This window comes from Pantoea sp. X-Soil-ISGK-275, from assembly GCF_059730795.1.
On sequence record NZ_AP035977.1, the window covers coordinates 278,147 to 294,310 of the forward strand.

Below are 16,164 nucleotides of genomic sequence, written 5' to 3' on the forward strand. Positions count from 1 at the left end.
ATGTGTGGGGGCGGTCGCCATGAGTGGCGACCCTACGAATTACCATTTCACCGCGCTGCGCTGCCATGACAGCAGGCGATCGCGCACCAGGAACAGCAGGGAGATCAGCGAAGAGAACAGCAGCGCCATCACAATCAGCGCGGCGTACATATTGGCGTAAGCCGCCCAGCCTTGCGCCCACTGCAAATACCAGCCGAGCCCGGATTTCACGCCCATCATCTCTGCTGCCACCAGCACCGAGAACGACGCGCCCAGGCCCATAAACAGGCCGACAAACAGGTGCGGCAGCGCTGCAGGCACCGCTACGCGCAACACAAGGAACAGTGAATTGGCACCCAGCGTGCGCGCCACATCGTAATAACGCGTATCAACGCTGGAAACGCCCGACCAGGTCAGCACCGTCACCGGGAACCAGGTCGCCAGCGCGATCAGGAATACCGCCGCCGAGAAGCTCGACGGGAAGAAGTAGAGCGACAGCGGCAGCAGCGCAGTTGAAGGCACCGGTCCGAGGAAACGCAGAATCGGATGCACCCAGTAACCCAAGCCGCGCGACCAGCCAATCGCCACGCCGGTAATAAAGCCGACCACGCTGCCGTAGATAAAGCCGAAAGCCAGAAGACGCAGCGAATTGAGCACGCTATCCAGCAGGCGCGGCCAGTCGGTGGCGTAGGCTTCCACCAGCGCGCGCGGCGGGGCGAAGAATGGCGCGGGCAGCAGCGCCAGTTTGCCGGTCACGGTTTCCCACAGGCCAATCAGCAGCGCCAGCACAATCAGCCACGGGCCACTGCGCTTGAGCGGTGCGAGTAGTGTCAGGCGTGGAAACAGACACGAGGCAATCGCCAGTCCGCTGAGAACAAGCGCGATGGCGGCGAACAACTCATGCGTTTCATTCACAAAGCGCGGGGCGGCAAAACCCTGCGGCTTATCCGGTACCGCCACCATCAGCGCTAAAAGCGCCCACCACAGCAGGAGCGCAACCCAAACCGCTGGTTGAAGGCGGCGCGGCACGTCACGGTTGCGGGCAATCGTCAGGGTTTCACTGGCCATTATCGTCTCCTTAGCTGGACATGTTGCTCATGTGCGCCATGTTGCTAGCGTGCTGATGGGCCGATTCTGCCGGCAGCAGCTCCGGCACATAGTGCTCGGCAAAGCGTTGCGCATCGGTATCCGGGCGGATCACGTTGATTTTCTTCAGCTCATCGATATACACCGCCACCTCATTGCGCAGCTGCACGCCGGTGGAGTGATGGCTGTGAGTGTGCTCTTTCAGCATCGCGGCAATGTCTTCCACCGCGACGGAGCCCGGCACAAAGGGTTGGAAGATTTTCGCCGTCTCTTCCGGATGTTCGGCGGTCCACTGCTGCGCATCAACAATCGCCTGGGTGATAGCGCGCGCGGTGGCGGGATCGTCACGCACCAGCGAGCCACGCAGGCCCAGCACGCAGCAAGTGAGGCTGGCGTATTCGCTTTTCAGGTTGTTATCCACTTCCACCAGATCGTGCTGCTTCTTCAGCAGCCAGCCCTGCGGATCGTCGGTGGCCAGCGCCTGCACTTCACCTTTGCGCAGCGCTTCGCCAAACAGGTCGGGCGGATATTGCAGCCAGTTGACCTGCTTATCAGGATCGATGCCCTGTTTCGCCAGCTGAATGGCGAAGAAGTTGCGAATTGGGCTGGCCTGATCGCTCACCGCCACCGATTTGCCCACCAAATCTTTCACATCGCGGATGCCGCTGTTCTGTGGGGCGAGTAGACGCATGCAGCCGCCGTGCGTGCCGACGGTGAGATCAACATCAAAACCCTGCTCCAGCGGCTTCAGCCAGCGCAGCGCCATGCCGATACCGCCATCGGCCTGGCCGGTGGCAATCGCCTGTAAAAGCGCATCGGTTGGCCCGCTGAAGTTCACGGGCTCGACATTCAAACCGTACTTTTTAAAGAAGCCTTGCTTTAGCGCCACCGAAATCGGTGACTGACATACTGCGGTTTGTCCCCAGGCCAGCTTGATAGTTTTGAGGGATTTATCATCGGCAAACACCTTGCTGCCCAGCAACGGATTCACCGCCACGCCGGCACTAAAGAGACCCAGCCCGCGTAATAACGCGCGGCGGCTCAGAGAGAATTGTTGAAATGCCATCCTGTCTTCCTTGTAGATAAAGTTCACAGGCACTATGGCAAAGGCAATTAGCGCGACCAAATAACAATCCCGCATGACATCATGCAGTTTTTCATTATGAATATTTGCGGATAGGTTTGCCGGAATGGCTATTTCGTCGTGGGAAAGACGCGCCTTATGCTTTATTTCTTAGCATATCAAGCAGGAGCGAAAATATGGCCTTAACCTCGGCGGGCGTTAATATTGCGATTGAGAAAGTTAATCATCACTTCACATTAGAAGGCGAAGATTTACCGGTGCTGGAGAATATTAATTTGCAGGTAGAGGCCGGTGAATTTGTTGCGCTGCTGGGACCATCCGGCTGCGGCAAATCGACGCTGCTGCGTTTGCTGGCCGGACTCGAACCGCCCGCCAGCGGGTTACTGGCGGAAGAGGGCAAAGCGATTACTGCGCCGGATCCGTCGCGCGTGGTGGTGTTTCAGGATCCCACGCTTTATCCGTGGCGCACTGTCTATGACAACGTTGGCCTCGGCTTGCAGATTCGCGGAGAGAGCCGAACGCTGCGCGAACAGCGGATTAACGCGATGCTGGATCGCGTCGGCCTCAGGCAGTTTGCCCGCGCCTGGCCGCATCAGCTCTCCGGCGGCATGGCGCAGCGTGCGGCACTGGCCCGTGCGCTGGTCAATGTGCCGCGTTTATTGATTCTGGATGAACCGCTCGGCAAGCTCGACTCACTGACGCGGTTGCGTATGCAGCAGGAAATTGTCGATCTGTGGCAGGAGCAGCAGTTCACCACGCTGATGGTGACGCACGACGTGGAAGAAGCGCTGGTGATGGCAAATCGCGTGGTGGTGTTCAGCCCACGACCAGCAAAAGTGGTGGATGTGATCGAGGTTAATCTGCCGTGGCCGCGCCGCCGTGACGACCCGCATCTGGTGGCGCTGCGCAGCCGGATACTGGATTTGTTGGGCGCGGACCGCGTGGCAGCGTGATGTTGGTCGCCATGAATGGCGACCTTTTAACATCTAATCCTACGTTCTCCGGCAAGCGGCCAAAATATCGTCCGCAGCCTGATATTCAGTGGTTTGAATCCCCGTTAATCCCAGCATGGTGGAGAACAGATTATCCTGCGAATATCCCTGATGCGCCGCTTCTTTATCAAGACAGCTTTTACTCACGCCATAGCGCTGTTGATAATCTGGAGATAACCAAATCAGCATTGGCACATGTTTCTGCACATCCGGCGCAATCGCATACGGCATACCGTGCAGATAAGCGCCATTTTCGCCTAACGACTCACCGTGATCCGATAAATAAACCAGGCTGGTGGTGTATTCATCCTGATGCGCTTTCAGCACATTAATTGCTTTATCTACGATGTAATCGATATACAGAATGGTGTTGTCGTAAGTATTGACCAGCTGTTCTTGCGAACAATCCTGAATTTGGCTGGTATCGCACGTTGGAGTAAATTTTTTAAACTGCGCAGGATAACGGTTGTAATAGGTTGGGCCGTGGCTACCAATGGTGTGCAACACGATAACACCATTGCCTTTCAGGTTTTTAATGTAGTCCTCAATACCGTGGAATAAAACGTCGTCATAACACTCTCCGTCATGGCACATATTTGGCAGATTCAGACTGCTCATATCCTGATGCGGGACGCGATCGCAGGCACCTTTACAGCCGCCATCATTGTCATTCCAGAGAACCTGCACACCGGCACGCTGGATAATATCGAGCATCCCTTCCTGATGGCTGGCAAGCTGATCGTCATAATGCGCGCGCGGCATATTTGAGAACATACAAGGTAATGAGACCGCCGTGGCTGTGCCGCAAGACTGCGTATTCGGGAAGTAGGTGACATCATCTTTCGCCAGCAACGGTGTGTTTTCGCGTCCATAACCATTCAACTGGAAATTCACCGCACGCGTGGTTTCACCCACCACCAAAATGGTCAGGTTACGCTTTGGACCCGCCAGCATCTCCGGCTTCTGTTTAGCATCTAAACCAATTTGCACCAGCGGTAAATTGGCGGTGCGGCTGTGGTTATACCAGGAAAGTGTTGCCACGATCGAGTTTGAAGGGCTGAGCGATTTAATCAGCTCTTTTTGGTTACGAAACAGCGAGGCGTAATCTTTATAAAAAAACGTCGCGACTAAGGCGATGCAGATTACCGACGCGACAATTGACGCCGTGCGTTTGGCGATGCTTTTCCAGATAGGTTTGCTGTTTTTAACGCGAATCCAGAAAACTAATAGGGCAGCCAGCAGCCCGCTACCACCCAGCGTAACAATTAACTTGGGTGATAATAGAGCAAAGGATTCAGACGGTGTGGTATCGATAATATTCACGATCATCGAGCGATCAATAACAATACCAAAGGTCCAGATAAAATATTGCGCAGCGGCGGAAACTAAAATGAAGAGCGCAAGAATAACGCGGTCAAGCCACAAAAAGGAGGCTAATGTGGCAATAATATTGATTACGCTGAATGCTACTAACGGCATTGAAGCGAATACCAAAATGGTGCGCACGCTATCGAGCGGCATGGCAGCAAGCACTTGTCGATAAAACGCAATGTTCAAAAAGACCGCGATATAAATAGAAACAAGCGAAATAAAAGAGAGCCGACTTAACGTCGGTCTTTTGCGTAGCGAGAACGTCATTGGTCCATCCGTCATAGTGAAGATGGCACCAGCTTAAGCAGTGAAGGTTAAGTGAACCTTAGTTTAGAACCAGACGGCAAGAAAACTGACTACGGCGAACACGCTGACAGCGACAGCCAGGTATTCACTGAATGGTCGGGTTTGTATCGATTGCATTAAAAATCTCCTCTTTAGTTGAGGATATTTTCATTGCTGAAGATTAAGCGAACCTTAGCGCGAGAGGAATTAATGACAACCTACGTCTTATTTTTGCTGCAACCTCATTTACCTTTTCGGAATGAGTTTTGCGGCCTTATACTTTGGCCGGTATTTATTAGGGGCACACATTATGACCACCGATTATCCCTTGCTGGATGTGCAGGGCGTAACCTTTTCGTTGCAGGGACGCATGCTGCTGGCGCCCGTTTCACTGCAACTCAACGCAGGAGAAAGGCTGTTGCTGACCGGTCCTTCGGGCAGCGGTAAAAGCACCTTGCTGAAGATTCTCGCCTCGCTTCTGGAACCGAGCGGCGGGCAGATCCTGTTCGAAAACAACGATATTGCCAGCTTGAAAACCGAACATTATCGGCAACAGGTTTCCTATTGTTTCCAGACGCCGCAACTGTTCGGCGACACGGTGTACGACAACCTGGCGCTGCCGTGGCACATCCGCCAGCAGAAACCGTCGCGCGACAAGCTAGTTGAATCACTTGCCGATGTGCATTTGGCTGCTGACATGCTCGATAAAAAAATCGAGCAGCTGTCGGGCGGTGAGAAGCAGCGCGTAGGCTTGCTGCGCAACCTGCAATTTCTGCCGCTGGTGCTGCTGCTGGATGAAGTCACCAGCGCATTAGATGAAGAGAATAAAGTGATCATCAACGCATTGATTGATGCGCTGGTGCGCGAGAAGCATCTCGCCGTGATCGGCATCAGCCACGATGGGCAAGAGATCCGCGAGGCACAACAGGTGCTGAAACTTGAGGCACCAGAGCAGGGAACAACCAATGAGCCAGCATAATATTACCGACAGCTCGCTATTACTCTCGCTGCTGCTGGTGGTGATTGCGCTGCTGATCAGCCAGAAAGAGAAGCTTGGCATGAGCAAAGACATTATCTGGAGCGTGTGTCGCGCCATTATCCAGCTGGTGATCGTTGGCTATGTGCTCAAGTCGATCTTTGACCTGAACAATGACTGGCTCACCGTGCTGATGGTGCTGTTTATCTGCGTCAATGCGGCGCTCAACGCGCGCAAGCGCAGCCTTAATATCAGCAACGGTTTCGTTATCTCGTTTGTGGCGATTACCACCGGCACCACGCTGACGTTGACTATTTTGCTCCTGAGCGGTGCCATCGAGTTTATCCCGATGCAGGTGATCCCGATCTCCGGAATGATCGCCGGCAACGCGATGGTGGCGGTGGGGCTCTGTTTCAGCAATCTCAACCAACGCTTCAGCGATAACCGGCAAAAAATTCAGGAGATGCTGAGTTTGGGCGCACCGGTAAAAATGGCGTCGGCGCGCTTTATTCGCGACAGCGTCCGCGCGGCGATGATTCCCACCGTTGATGGCGCCAAAACCGTGGGATTGGTGAGCTTGCCGGGCATGATGTCAGGGCTGATTTTTGCCGGTATCGATCCGGTCAAAGCGATCAAGTATCAGATTATGGTGACCTTTATGCTGATTGGCACGGCAAGTTTATCCACCATCATCGCCGCCTATTTAGCCTATCGGCGCCTGTATACCGCGCGGGCGCAGCTGAAGTTCTGACCTAAATTGCCGTGGCGAATAGCAAGTCGCGCAACCAGCGATGCCCGGCATCGCGGTGCGTTCTTTCGTGCCATGCTACGGTTTTAGTGAAGCCCTGAATCTCCAGCGGCGGCGCGAAGACTTTCAATCCCGCGTGGTGCCGCGCCAGACGACGCGGCACCACGCTGATCAAATCGCTAACGCGCAAAATCTCCGGCAGCACCAGAAAACTGCACACCGAAAGCGTGACGCGGCGCGAGCGTCCTATCGCATTCAAAGCCGCATCGGTGGCGCCATGAAAATTCCCGCCAAGATAAGACACCAGCGCGTGATCCTGCGTGCAGAAGTCGTCAAGCGTGAGATTTTCAAGGTGGGCGAGCGGATGATCGTCGCGCATCAGACAAACATACTCTTCCGCGTACAACGCGCGAGCATGCAGTTCAGGCGGCGCGGTATTGGGCGTGATTAAGGCGATATCCACCGATCCGCGTTCGAACTGTAACGCCAGCTGCTCATTGTTCACTGGCAATACCGCCACGCGAATGCCCGGCGCCTGCTGACGCAACGCCGCCATAAACGGCACGATCACCGCGCGGAGTGCGTAATCGGTGGCGGCAATATTGATGGTCATCTCAGCGGTGGCCGGATCAAATTGTTTCGGCTGCAGCAGCGCACTCACTTCCGTCAGAATACTCTTCACCGGCACCGCCAGTTCCAGCGCGCGCAGCGTCGGCACAATGCCGCGCTGGGTGCGGGTGAACAGCGGATCGTCAAAGCATTCACGTAACCGCGTCAACATGCCGCTGACCGCCGGCTGCGTCAGCGATAAACGCTCCGCCGCTCGCGTCACGCTGCGCTCATCGAGTAGCGCATCAAGAGCTTTCAGTAAGTTGAGATCTAAGGTGCGGAGATCGGTTTTCATGGTTTTCATCTTCAACGGGGATGCAGCAAGCATAGCGTGATGCAGATATCACAGTAAGTGATATCACAAATAAAAAATGGCGATTGGCCTTATGTCTCTGCCAGCTGGATACTGCGACTGTCCTTTAGCAACCCACTTTTAACCCTGAGATTGACCTTATGAAAATGAACGCGATTAACTGGCCCGAAGGTTTTGTGCCGGGCTTTACGGATAACTATTGCTCGAATGAAGTGATCGTCGCTGGCCTGACAACCGCCGATATCTGGCCGCTGCTTAACACGCCAGCATTGTGGCCGAGCTACTATCAGAACTCCGCCAACGCGCGCTTTTATGACAACAAAGGCCCTGAGCTGGAGCAGGGCGCACGGTTCTACTTTGAAACCTTCGGCTTCCCGGTTGAGGCGCAGGTCACTGAATATGTGGCACCTGTAGCAGGTGAACCGGCGCGCGTTTCATGGCACGGCTGGGCGGGCGAACCGGGAAGTGTCGACCGTCTTGACGTTCTGCATGCGTGGCTGGTTGAAGATCTTCCTGATCATCGCGTGCGCATCCTGACGCAGGAAACGCAAAACGGCAAACCGGCGGTTGAGCTAGCAAAAGCGCAGCCTAACCCGATGATTAACGGCCATCAGGATTGGCTGAATGGCCTGATTGCTGCCGCCAAATCGTAGGCTCGCCATTAATGGCGACCCTCTCACAGATTACTGCTCAGCCAGCGCAGCGCTTGGTATTGAGATCGCAAACGGTTTACGTCGTCAAGGCGTTCATTTCTCCAAAACAAAAACCGCCCTAAGGCGGTACAAAGAGGAATACTGATCATATGAACCGTGCTTTACCTGCCCATTGCGGAGAGAAATCCTGAGCACATAATGCTGGCTCAATGCTCACCACTTCTGCATCTGCAATATTGTGCAGAACAAAAGGATCATCCTGAAGAAAGTGATGAATGTCTCTGACATTATCCCCCTGAAAAAGTATATAACCTCCAGCACCACTATTGAGCGGGCCTGCGAAAATGACTTTTCCTTCAGTAAACCCCCTGACCAGCCATTTCTTATGAGCGTCCAGATGAGCAGAAATCGCATCGGCTTCTGCCAGGTAAGTCAACGTTACGGCGTGCAGCATGATTTATTCCTTGGTGGCAGAACGCGCCACAATGGTCTGAGGAATTAAGGACAAAGCGCGGGACATTTCTCTGCTTTTTACTTCTTCCCCTTTTGACACACCTTCTACCCGGACACACTCCACATCCGTTATGCCCAGGAAAGCCAGAAATTTACGCAGAAACTGCTCCTGAAAGTCCATACTCTCAAGCGCTGTCCCGGTATAAAAACCGCCGCGGGCTGAGGCTATAATGACTTTTTTCCCCCCAGCCAACCCGACAGGTCCCGCCGGGGTATAACTGAATGTCTTGCCCGGCTGGGCGATCCGGTCGATCCAGGCTTTTAGCTGACTGGGCACGGAGAAGTTGTACATGGGTGCTCCAATCACGATCACTTCGCTGTCCAGAAACTCGTTAACCAGTGCGTCTGATAAATGTCGCTCGGACTCCAGCTCAGTTGTCGTGGCTGGGCTCACTGCAACGGGCCTGAACCCTGCGGCAACGCCTCCGCTAAGATGCCCGATTTCATCCTGCACGAGGTCCCTGTAGACCAGCTGATGCTTTTGATCTGAAGCCATCAGCGTCTTTACTATTGCAGCCGACAGCTGACGGGTGACTGAAAATTCAAGATTAATACTGGAATCGAGATGAAGAATTTTCATTGCGTATTGTCCTGTGGTGTAAAGATCAGTGAGTAGTGCGAGCCGCCCTGGCAATGAACGCAGCGACCTCTTCGGGATGTGAAACCATGGAAAGATGGCCTGAGTGAATCCGCGAGGTGTGAGCGCCGATTTCACGGGCAAAACTGGCCTGTACTGATGAGTTGAGAGCGTTGTCGTTTTCTGTAATCAGATACCATGCGGGTTTACTGCGCCAGGCTGCTGTCTCTACCTTTTCGATAAAAGCTGCCGCCGCTATAGGCTGCTGCACGGCAGCGAGGAGCTGACTCTGTTCAGCGCTGATGTCGTTCGCCATAACCCGATGAAACAAAGCCGGATCATCAAGCCAGACAAAGCCGTGTTTATCAGGTGCCATACCGTCCATAGGTGCATGAAATTGTGCCAGGGCTTCCGATACAGATTGATAGTTGTCAGGAACCAGTGCTGACAGATAAACCAGCCCCTTAACGTTCGCAGCATTGCCTGCCTGAGTGATCACTGCACCGGCCCAGGAATGACCAACGAGCAACACGTTACCTTCCTGACGGGCGAGTACGCGTTCAGTCGCTGCGACATCTTCACGCAAAGAAGTCAGGGGGGTCTGCACAGCCGTGACGTGATAGCCCCGGGCCTTCAGCCGGGATATGACAGCAGACCAGCTTGAGCCGTCCGTAAAAGCACCGTGTACCAGTACGATATTATTGACGCCTTTATCCTGAGCCATAAGCAGTGAAGAGTGTGCGAGCAGCAGGCTCAGGATGAGTGCGCCTTTTCGCATGGCGCCCGACAGTAAATTATTCATCCGCATTTCTCCTTATGAGGGCTGATCTGATTTCAGACAGTGTAATCACCCTGGCAGCCCCGTATGAAGTGTCTTTAAAGACAGGTATCATGCGAAATCAGACATTCAGATGAACGGGAAAAAATTATGCGTGTTGCGTTGCTGGCGCTCCCGGGTAGCATGCGATCGGCGATTGCCGGTCTGGCAGACATGTTCTGGCTGGCCAATCAGGTCATCATGCAAAACCCGTCAGTAAACAGTGAAGTCTCCCGTAGTACGCCTTTTTTTGACGTCAGTATTATTACCTCTGATGGTCAGCCGGTCAGGGACGTCCAGGGCAGATTCATTGAGAGTGATGGTGCATTCAGTGACACGGAGAACTTTGAACTTATTATTGCCAGCGGCATGCAACTCGATGAGCAAAGGTATCCAGCAGATAGAGCAGCAATGTGCAACGCGGCCAGTTGGCTGCGCATTAGCCATTCAAAGGGAAGCTGTATTGCCGGTGCCTGCGCGGGGGGATTTGTACTGGGAGAAGCGGGTTTACTCAATGGGCGGATCTGCACAACAACATGGTGGTTATACCCTACTTTTACGGAGCGTTATCCGCTGGCTAAGCCGGTATGGGGAAAGGCTCTGGCCGAACAGGACAATGTGATAACCACGGGCGGACCACTTTCGTGGGTCGATCTCGTGATACACCTCGTGCGCCGACATTTAGGTGGTCAGCTGGCAAAACTGACCGCGGATATGGCCGTTGCAGACAGTCAGCCTTTATCTCAGCAAATTTATGCGCCCGCCGGCTTTCTTAACGCAACCCATCCGCTGCTAACCAAAGCTGAAAATCTTATAAGTTATCGGAATCCGGCAATGACGGTAGAGCAGCTCGCTGAAGCGCTGAATATGACGACCCGAACGCTGAACCGTAAAATGAAATCACTCCTGCAGGAAAGCCCTAAAAGCTTTATTACCCGGGTTCGTATCGAAACGGCGACGCTCCTTCTGGAAAGTCCGGGTAAAACCATTTCTCAGATCGCAAATACCTGCGGATATGGCGACGAAACGGCTTTCAGACGCGCCTTCACTGCAGTGATGGGTATGTCGCCAGGCAGCTTTAGAGAGCGGCTAAAAACCACGCACTCTTCAAATATAGGGATTCAATAATTGTGCTGCGCTTTAACGCTAACGCCTTTTGATCACCGCAGACTTACTCGCGAGATAGGGTCTGCTTTAGGCGAGGAGCGGATGTTACTTCACGTTTAGGGCAGGGCTGGGGGGGACTAAAGACCTGATTATTCAATTTGCAATGTTGATAAAAAGTTCTTTGCTTTTGTGAATAAGTTTCCGCACATATTGATGTGTAGGACTCTTCTCTTTGCTATCGAGCTGGCCTCGCAACTAAAGTGAATAAATCAGCGATGCTGGTAAACCTCGACTCACCGTTAATGGATGTGACTTTAACCTGATGGCAGGATCACAGCTGTCTGGTTAGATGGATTTAGATGATTAATTGATTTGGTTCTATTTTATCCCGATGGTCTGTACAGACTTAAATTCAATCCATCATAAGTATTTTGATGGGTGGTTTAAAAAATAAAGATAAACATTGTTAATAACTCTATTCTTTTCATAACTAACTCTTCTTTCTCACTGATTGGGTTTAATTTAGGTTGATTTATGATAAATTTGGTTAATTTAACTGAATTGATTGGTTCAGGTGGTGATTTATATGTTAGCGGAATTCAAAAGCCCCGTAAACAGTGTGTTTTTTAAACGCTTCATTTCCTCAGTTTATAAACGCTGAAAAGCCTTTCATCAGCCAGTTCTGTATTCTTTCTATGATTTTTTGTGTGTTGGTGGTTATTATCCACTTCATATATGGTGCTTCGGCTAGTTCAGTGAAGAAAAAACTGGCTACGGGTAAAGCCTTTTCATATCTAAATAAGACTGTTGGTAGTGTGTTTATGGTTTTTGCTATTGGCCTAATAGTCTCTGTTATTACACCATATTTTCATTGAGTGCTAGTGTTGAATAAAGGTGGCCAAATTGGTTGTGGGCGCCTTTACTTTCTGAAGACATATGTTCGTTAAGCAGAGAACGTAACATTTTTATCTTAGCACGAGAAAATTCTTTTAATCAGATTCAAATTTCACTTGTTATGACTCCTGCATCCTAACGACTACTTTGCCCTTCGCGTGTCCCTGACCCAGATAGGCAAGAGCTTCCTTTGCTTCTATAAACGGGAATACCTTGTCGATCACCGGCCTGATTTGTTCTGTCTCAATGAGTTTGCCGATTTGGGCGAGCTGATCGCCATCAGGACGGACAAAAAGAAATGAATAGCTCAGGCCCCGTTTTTTCGTAAGACGCATGATCTTGCGGCTCATCAGCCCGAAAACTAAACGCAGCAGGACGTTTAGTCTCCGCGACCGGGCGAACGCAACATCTAATGGACCGATGAGAGAAACAATCTTTCCACCCGGCTTGAGAATTTGGGTGGATTTTTCAATTGAATCGCCTCTGATAGTGCCGAGAACCACATCGTAGCCGCTCAGCTCGTTTTCAAATTCCTGCTTTTTATAATCAATCACTTCGTCTGCGCCAAGATGACTCACCCACCCGGCGTTGTCTGTGCTGGTTGTCGTGGCCACCTGTGCGCCAAGGTGCTTCGCCAGTTGGATGGCAAAACTGCCAATCCCCCCGGAACCTGCCGGGATGAATACTTTCTGACCAGGCTGCAACCCGGCTCGCTCTGTCAGCGCCTGCCAGCATGTGAGGCTCACCATCGGGAGCGAAGCCGCCTGCACGAAATCCAGGTTCGTGGGTTTTATGGCTGCAGCGCGCTCTGGCACCACTGCAAACTCCGCAAGAGAACCTATTCCCGTGTCGAAAGTGCTGGCGAAAATTTCGTCACCTGGCTTGAAACGCGTCACGCGACTCCCCACGGCGATGACAACCCCGGCTAAGTCGCTTCCCAAAGTGGCGGGGAGTTTAAAATGCAAAACCGGTTTGAATATTCCGGTTGGGATCATGTTATCAATCGGGTTCAGACCCACAGCGAAAACTTTTACCAGGATTTTATTATCAGCGGGGGCAGGGCAATCGATGTTATCGAATCCCAGCTCAGGGGATTTACCATAGCGTTTAAACGTAAGTGCTTTCATCGTCTTATTCTTCATTTATTTTTTCGCATCAAGCTGAAGACGTTTGCGCACCACCTTATCCAGGAATGACGCAGGGGCGAATCTGAGAATAAAATTCAATTGGCCTGCCAGCCTTCCCGCCGTGTAGCGCACCTTCGGGCGTAAGGTCTGAGCCGCTTTAACCACCACGTCAGCCACCACCTCCGGACTTTCCGCCTCAGCCATTGCTTTGCTCACCACTTTCGTCAGCTTGGCCCGGATCTGGTCATACTCCTGAAGCTTTGCATCCGCCTCGATATTATTGGCTTCAAACTGTGTTTTCATGTAGGCAGGTTCGATGACAGACACTCTGATGCCCTGTGTGCGCAGTTCATGATCCAGTGCTCCGGTATACCCTTCGACCGCATGTTTACTGGCAGCATAAAGTGCCACATACGGCAACGGAACGATGCCGAGTATCGAACCGATATTGATGATGCGCCCGCTGCCCTGACGGCGCATATGAGGGATCACTGCGCGGCTCAACCTGACGATGCCCAGAAAGTTGGTGTCGAAAATGTGTTTGGCCTGTTCGACAGAACTCTCTTCCGCCGCCGCTGGAGCAACCCCAAAGCCCGCATTATTAACCAGAACATCGATTCGCCCCTCCAGACGCAACAACGCCTCAATTGCGGCCTCGACAGAAGCGTCGTCCGTCACATCCAGCGCCAGTAAAGGAAATGGATGCTTTCCCGCCTGTGCGCCACGCTGGCTCGTACCATATACAATAAATCCAGCAGCTAAAAGTTTACGGGCAGACGCTTCGCCGATACCCGAGGACGCACCGGTAACCAGTGCTACACGTTTTTTTGTCATGCTGAATAAAGCCTTCATGATGCGTTTGAGGTTTCTCATCGCTGATGAGACGACAGGCTGTAAGGTATTTATGTCGGATTTACCGCTGTGCAGAATAGCCGGAAGAGCGTTCTGCACAGTGCACCTCATTGATTACAGCGCTTTATATCGTTCGGCGGCTTCGTCTTGTTTGACGTCTGAAAGCAGAGCCTGACGCGAAGCATCGAGGGTGTCCCAGCGGGCAGCATTATGTAAAGGCGGAATGGTGACCCGTTCACGGCGGTCAAAACCTACCAGTGCGGCATCCACTAACTCGCCCACTTCCATGAATTTTGCCGAGTTAGAGATGTCGATACCCGCACGGTCCCAGATTTCCGTGTAAGTGCCGGCAGGGAGCACCGCCTGGATATAAATGCCTTTAGATGACAGCTCGACATTCATTCCCTGAGACAGGAAGAGCACAAAGGCTTTGGTGGCGCCGTAAACCGTCATGGCAAATTCTGGGGCGAGGCCGACGATGGAACTGATGTTGACGATCGATCCCTCGCCCGCTTGCACAAAGCGTGGAGTCACGGCACTGGCCAGTCTGGTCAGGGCGGTGATGTTAAGCGCGATAAGGCTTTCTATTGAATCAGGTGTCTGCTCTGTAAAACTGCCGGACTGCGCGATACCCGCATTATTGATAAGAATGCCAATCCGTGTGTCCTCACGCAGGCGAGCTTCGACCACAGCTAAATCGCTCGTTTGCGTAAGGTCAGCAGGCAAAACATCGACAGAAATGCCATTTTCCTGTCGCAGACGATCGGCCAGTATTTCTAACTTCGCTTTGTCGCGCGCAACCAATACCAGGTCGTGGCCCCGGCGGGCGAACCGTTCAGCGTAAACCGCACCAATACCCGTGGATGCGCCTGTAATGAGAACTGAAGCTTTAGTCATAAGTTGATCTTCTTTATTAAAGTGTAAACAGAATTCGCCATGTGCGATGTATGAAGAACCGTGACACCGGTGCTTTACTTACTGGTCTCAGTCAGCGACGGGTAATCGGTATATCCCGCTGCGCCACCGCCATAAAGTGTTTCAGGATTGATTGAGGCCAGAGGTGCGCCCGTCTTCAGCCTTTCGACCAAATCCGGATTGGAGATGAACGGGCGACCAAACGCGAACAGATTGGCTTTACCCTGCGCAAGCTGAGCGGACGCCAGTTCCAGGTCATAGCCATTGTTGCCGATGTAGGTGTTTTTAAAACGCCGGCGCAGGGAGTCGTAATCGAACGGGGATACATCACGCGGTCCGCCCGTCGCACCTTCAACCACATGGAGGTACACAATGCCCAATGCATCGAGTTGTTCAACAACGTAGTCATATTGTGGCTGCGGATCACTGCATGAAATCGCATTAGCAGGTGACACCGGTGAAAGGCGTACGCCGGTGCGTTCTGCGCCAATCTCATTATTTACAGCCGTCGTGACTTCCAGCAGCAGGCGCGCACGATTCTCGACAGAGCCGCCGTATTCATCAGTACGCTGATTTGCACCATCTTTGAGGAACTGTTCCAGCAGATAACCATTCGCGCCGTGGATCTCTACGCCGTCAAATCCGGCGGCAATGGCATTGGCCGATGCCTTTCTGAAATCGTCAATAATCCCCGGTATTTCCTGCAACTCCAGCGCACGTGGCTCAGAAACATCAGCGAAGCCATTGTTCACAAAGGTTTTCGTCTTGGCGCGAATGGCAGACGGCGCGACCGGTGCAGCGCCACCCGGCTGTAAATCAACATGCGAAATTCGTCCTACGTGCCATAGCTGTACAAATATGCGCCCGCCTTTGGCATGCACCGCGTCAGTCACTTTGCGCCAGCCATCAATCTGAGCCTGCGTATAAATCCCCGGCGTATCCTGATAGCCCTGCGCCTGTGCTGAGATCTGCGTGGCTTCAGTGATCAGCAATCCTGCTGTGGCACGCTGGGCGTAGTAGGTCGCCGCCAGTTCGCCCGGTACCAGCCCCGCTCCGGCCCGGTTACGTGTCAGCGGTGCCATCACGATGTGGTTGGCCAGTGTTAGTGAGCCAAGTTCATAGGGTTGAAATAATGTCTGATTCGTCATGCTTATTCGCCCTTTAGTGGTGGTTCAAGGTGTCAATATAATGATGATGATCATAATCTATAAAGTCAACCCGTTTGATTACGGTCATCATCAATGTATACTTAAACTCTATTTTTAA

Annotated in this window: 16 protein-coding genes; 5 read left to right on the forward strand and 11 right to left on the reverse strand. The window is 52.6% G+C overall.

Annotation, left to right across the window (positions count from 1 at the left end; translation table 11 throughout):
- Positions 1 to 39: 39 nt before the first annotated feature.
- Positions 40 to 1,047 (reverse strand): ABC transporter permease, encoded by a 1,008-nt coding sequence (locus AC6I8A_RS20595; protein ID WP_497819069.1) that lies wholly within the window; start codon positions 1,045 to 1,047, stop codon positions 40 to 42.
- A gap of 10 nt (positions 1,048 to 1,057) precedes the next feature.
- Positions 1,058 to 2,131 carry an ABC transporter substrate-binding protein gene (locus tag AC6I8A_RS20600; protein WP_497819070.1) on the reverse strand — a complete coding sequence of 358 codons (1,074 nt, stop codon included), beginning with the start codon at positions 2,129 to 2,131 and terminating at the stop codon, positions 1,058 to 1,060.
- A 194-nt stretch (positions 2,132 to 2,325) separates the two neighbouring features.
- On the opposite strand from AC6I8A_RS20600, the gene AC6I8A_RS20605 reads away from it, so the two are divergent.
- The gene (locus AC6I8A_RS20605) at positions 2,326 to 3,102 is read left to right on the forward strand and encodes an ABC transporter ATP-binding protein (protein ID WP_497819071.1); all 777 of its coding nucleotides are present in this window, start codon (positions 2,326 to 2,328) and stop codon (positions 3,100 to 3,102) included.
- Between the two features lie 39 nt (positions 3,103 to 3,141).
- Here AC6I8A_RS20605 and eptA read toward each other — a convergent pair whose 3' ends face one another.
- Positions 3,142 to 4,779 (reverse strand): phosphoethanolamine transferase EptA, encoded by a 1,638-nt coding sequence (gene eptA, locus AC6I8A_RS20610; RefSeq protein ID WP_497819072.1) that lies wholly within the window; start codon positions 4,777 to 4,779, stop codon positions 3,142 to 3,144.
- A gap of 328 nt (positions 4,780 to 5,107) precedes the next feature.
- On the opposite strand from eptA, the gene fetA reads away from it, so the two are divergent.
- Both fetA and fetB read left to right on the forward strand, forming a co-directional pair.
- Positions 5,108 to 5,776: an iron efflux ABC transporter ATP-binding subunit FetA gene (fetA, locus tag AC6I8A_RS20615; RefSeq protein WP_497819073.1), complete on the forward strand. Its 669-nt coding sequence runs from the start codon at positions 5,108 to 5,110 to the stop codon at positions 5,774 to 5,776.
- Complete coding sequence (gene fetB, locus AC6I8A_RS20620) at positions 5,763 to 6,524, forward strand: iron efflux ABC transporter permease subunit FetB (RefSeq protein WP_256698825.1); 762 nt, start codon at positions 5,763 to 5,765, stop codon at positions 6,522 to 6,524. The genes fetA and fetB overlap by 14 nt, the downstream gene beginning before the upstream one ends.
- Position 6,525: 1 nt before the next feature.
- Here the strand turns inward: fetB and AC6I8A_RS20625 are convergent, their stop codons facing one another.
- Positions 6,526 to 7,425, reverse strand: coding sequence for a LysR family transcriptional regulator (locus tag AC6I8A_RS20625; protein WP_497819074.1), 900 nt, complete (start codon positions 7,423 to 7,425; stop codon positions 6,526 to 6,528).
- A gap of 164 nt (positions 7,426 to 7,589) precedes the next feature.
- On the opposite strand from AC6I8A_RS20625, the gene AC6I8A_RS20630 reads away from it, so the two are divergent.
- Positions 7,590 to 8,096, forward strand: coding sequence for an SRPBCC family protein (locus tag AC6I8A_RS20630; protein ID WP_256699148.1), 507 nt, complete (start codon positions 7,590 to 7,592; stop codon positions 8,094 to 8,096).
- 145 nt (positions 8,097 to 8,241) lie between these two features.
- Here the strand turns inward: AC6I8A_RS20630 and AC6I8A_RS20635 are convergent, their stop codons facing one another.
- The 3 genes from AC6I8A_RS20635 to AC6I8A_RS20645 are packed head-to-tail and all read right to left on the reverse strand — an operon-like array spanning position 8,242 to position 9,994.
- Entirely contained in the window at positions 8,242 to 8,550 is a 309-nt protein-coding gene (locus AC6I8A_RS20635) for a YciI family protein (RefSeq protein WP_256698823.1), read from the reverse strand.
- Positions 8,551 to 8,553: 3 nt separating this feature from the next.
- Positions 8,554 to 9,189: an FMN-dependent NADH-azoreductase gene (locus AC6I8A_RS20640; protein ID WP_497819075.1), complete on the reverse strand. Its 636-nt coding sequence runs from the start codon at positions 9,187 to 9,189 to the stop codon at positions 8,554 to 8,556.
- 25 nt (positions 9,190 to 9,214) lie between these two features.
- Positions 9,215 to 9,994, reverse strand: coding sequence for an alpha/beta hydrolase (locus tag AC6I8A_RS20645; protein ID WP_497819076.1), 780 nt, complete (start codon positions 9,992 to 9,994; stop codon positions 9,215 to 9,217).
- Positions 9,995 to 10,114: 120 nt separating this feature from the next.
- Here AC6I8A_RS20645 and AC6I8A_RS20650 point away from each other — a divergent pair, with 120 nt between their 5' ends.
- Positions 10,115 to 11,131, forward strand: a complete 1,017-nt coding sequence (locus AC6I8A_RS20650; RefSeq protein WP_497819077.1) for a GlxA family transcriptional regulator — start codon at positions 10,115 to 10,117, stop codon at positions 11,129 to 11,131.
- Positions 11,132 to 12,123: 992 nt separating this feature from the next.
- On the opposite strand, the gene AC6I8A_RS20655 is transcribed toward AC6I8A_RS20650, so the two are convergent.
- The 4 genes from AC6I8A_RS20655 to AC6I8A_RS20670 all read right to left on the reverse strand — a co-directional run bounded on the left by AC6I8A_RS20655 (position 12,124) and on the right by AC6I8A_RS20670 (position 16,046).
- On the reverse strand, positions 12,124 to 13,146 hold the full coding sequence (locus AC6I8A_RS20655) for an NADP-dependent oxidoreductase (protein ID WP_497819078.1): 1,023 nt from the start codon (positions 13,144 to 13,146) through the stop codon (positions 12,124 to 12,126).
- Positions 13,147 to 13,965: an oxidoreductase gene (locus AC6I8A_RS20660; RefSeq protein WP_497819339.1), complete on the reverse strand. Its 819-nt coding sequence runs from the start codon at positions 13,963 to 13,965 to the stop codon at positions 13,147 to 13,149.
- A gap of 132 nt (positions 13,966 to 14,097) precedes the next feature.
- Positions 14,098 to 14,880 (reverse strand): SDR family NAD(P)-dependent oxidoreductase, encoded by a 783-nt coding sequence (locus AC6I8A_RS20665; protein WP_479490673.1) that lies wholly within the window; start codon positions 14,878 to 14,880, stop codon positions 14,098 to 14,100.
- 74 nt (positions 14,881 to 14,954) lie between these two features.
- Positions 14,955 to 16,046 carry an alkene reductase gene (locus AC6I8A_RS20670; protein WP_497819079.1) on the reverse strand — a complete coding sequence of 364 codons (1,092 nt, stop codon included), beginning with the start codon at positions 16,044 to 16,046 and terminating at the stop codon, positions 14,955 to 14,957.
- Between the last annotated feature and the right edge of the window lie 118 nt (positions 16,047 to 16,164).